Source organism: Rhodoplanes roseus, assembly GCF_003258865.1.
GTDB lineage: Bacteria > Pseudomonadota > Alphaproteobacteria > Rhizobiales > Xanthobacteraceae > Rhodoplanes > Rhodoplanes roseus.
Map to the genome: position 1 here is coordinate 1 of NZ_NPEX01000132.1, position 2,433 is coordinate 2,433.

The 2,433-nt window shown below is 72.7% G+C and carries 2 protein-coding genes; both read left to right on the plus strand.

The features are described from left to right. Positions 1-152: 152 nt before the first annotated feature. Positions 153-875 (plus strand): XdhC family protein, encoded by a 723-nt coding sequence (locus tag CH341_RS18145; RefSeq protein WP_111420408.1) that lies wholly within the window; start codon positions 153-155, stop codon positions 873-875. Beyond that, positions 872-2,433, plus strand: a 1,562-nt coding sequence (locus CH341_RS18150; protein WP_111420421.1) for an NTP transferase domain-containing protein, incomplete at its 3' end; no start/stop codon positions are given. The genes CH341_RS18145 and CH341_RS18150, both read left to right, overlap by 4 nt.

Sequence of the window (2,433 nt, forward strand, 5' to 3'; positions counted from 1 at the left end):
GCTTCGCGGTCCGACCTCCCCCCTCCAGGGGGAGGTGGGAGCAAAAGCGATTGCCCGAACTTGCGGAATGACTGCTGTGACGTTCGGTCGATGGTCGTCGTGAGTGGACCGTGCGATGCACGGGGCGCTTTGCTGCTCGAAGAGGTAGGCCGGTGAAACTCGACATCCTCAAAACTCTCAATGCCGAGCGCGCGGCGCGGCGGGCCGCGATCGTCGTCACCGACGTGGCGAGCGGGGCGCAGCGGCTGGTGCGGGGCACCGAGGCGGGCGGTGATCCGCTCGCCGAGCTGCTGGACCAGCATCTGCGCAGCGGCAAGAGCGGCATGGTGGAGACCCCCGCGGGGCGGTTCTTCCTCACCGTGCACGTGCCGCCCCCCAAGCTCGTGGTCACCGGCGCCGTGCACATCAGCCAGGCGCTGGCGCCGATGGCGAGGCTGGTCGGCTACGACGTGACCATCGTGGATCCGCGCACCGCCTTCGCCAGCCCGGAGCGCTTTCCCGACGTGCCGCTGATCGCCGAATGGCCGGACGTCGCGCTGCCGCCGCTCGGGGTCGACCGCTACACGGCCTTCGTGGCGCTCACCCACGATCCGAAGATCGACGACCCGGCGCTGCTGCACGCGCTGGCGCGCGAGTGCTTCTACATCGGCGCGCTCGGCTCGCGGAAGACGCATGCGCGCCGGGTCGAGCGGCTGAAGGCCCAGGGTCTCGACGACGCGACGATCGGGAGAATCCACGCGCCGATCGGCCTGCCCATCGGCGCCGTGTCGCCGCCCGAGATCGCCGTCTCGATCCTGGCCGAGATCACGGCGCGGCTGCGCCTGCCGGCCAAGGCAGCGTCCGACAAGCCGGTGCCCGAGAAGGCCGTGTCATGAAATTCGGGTCCGTCCCGGCCGCTGAGTCGCTCGGCGGCATCGTCGTGCACACGGTCCGGCGCGACGGGGTGGTGCTTAAGAAGGGCACGCTGGTCGGCGCAGCCGAAGTCGCCGCGCTGACGGGCGCCGGCGTCGACACGCTGACGGTGGCGCGGCTGGAGCCCGGCGACGTGACCGAGGACGTCGCCGCGGGCGAGATCGCGGGCGCCGCGGCCGGGCCCGGTATCCGGGTGGATCACGCCTTCACGGGCCGCGCCAACCTGTTCGCCGAGGCGGCCGGCGTGCTGGTCGTCGACCGTGCGGGCGTCGACCGGCTCAACGCCGTCGATCCCGACATCACCTTCGCGACGCTGCAGGCCTATGCGCCCGTGGTGGTCGGCACCATGGTGGCGACGGCCAAGATCATCCCGTTCGCGGTGGCCGGGGCGGCCCGCGACGCCGCGCTTGCGGCCGCGTCGCACCTGGTGCGGGTCGCGCCCTACCGGGTGAAGAAGGTCGCGGTGGTCTCCACGGTGCTGCCCGGCCTCGCCGACAAGGTGATCGAGAAGACCCTCAAGGTGACGGCCGAGCGCCTCGCGCCGGCCGGCGCCACCATCGTGGCCGAGCGAAAAGTGCCGCACGAGGCGGTGGCGCTGACCCGGGCGGTGGAGAGCGTGCTGGCCGACGGGGCCGAGCTCGTCGTCGTGTTCGGCGCCTCGGCCATCGCCGACCGGCGCGACGTGATTCCGGCCGCGGTCGAGGCCGCGGGCGGCCGCATCGAGCGCTTCGGCATGCCGGTCGATCCCGGCAACCTGCTGATGATCGGCGAGATCGGCGGACGCCCCGTGCTGGGTGCCCCGGGCTGCGCCCGCAGCCCCAAGGAGAACGGCTTCGACTGGGTTCTGTCGCGGCTCTTGTGCGGGCTGCCGGTGAGCGACGGTGACGTCGCCGGCATGGGCGTCGGCGGTCTGCTGATGGAGATCGTCACCCGGCCGCAGCCGCGCGAGATCGCTCCGCCGGCGCCGGAGGAGAGGCCGGGCCGCCGCCTCGCCGCCGTGGTGCTGGCCGCCGGCCGCTCCACCCGCATGGGCGGCCCCAACAAGCTTCTGGCCGAGATCGGCGGCAAGCCGCTGGTGCGCATCACGGTCGAGCAGATCCTCGGCTCGCGCGCCGGGCCGATCGTGGTCGTCACCGGCCACCAGCGCGACCGCGTGCGGGCGGCGCTCGCCAACCTGCCGGTGAGCTTCGTCCACAATCCCGACTATGCCGAAGGGCTCTCGACCTCGGTGAAGGCCGGGATCGCGGCGCTGCCCGAGGACGTCGACGGCGCCATCGTCTGCCTCGGCGACATGCCGCAGGTCGACCACGGGCTGATCGATCGCCTGCTCGCCGCCTTCGATCCGGAGAAGGGCGGCCTGATCGTCATCCCGACCGTCGACGGCAAGCGCGGCAATCCGGTCGTCTGGTCGCGGCGCTTCTTCGGCGAGCTCGGCCGGCTCACCGGCGACGTCGGCGCCCGCAACCTGATCGCCACCTATCAGGAGGCCGTGGTCGAGGTGCCGGCGGCGGCCGCCGCCGC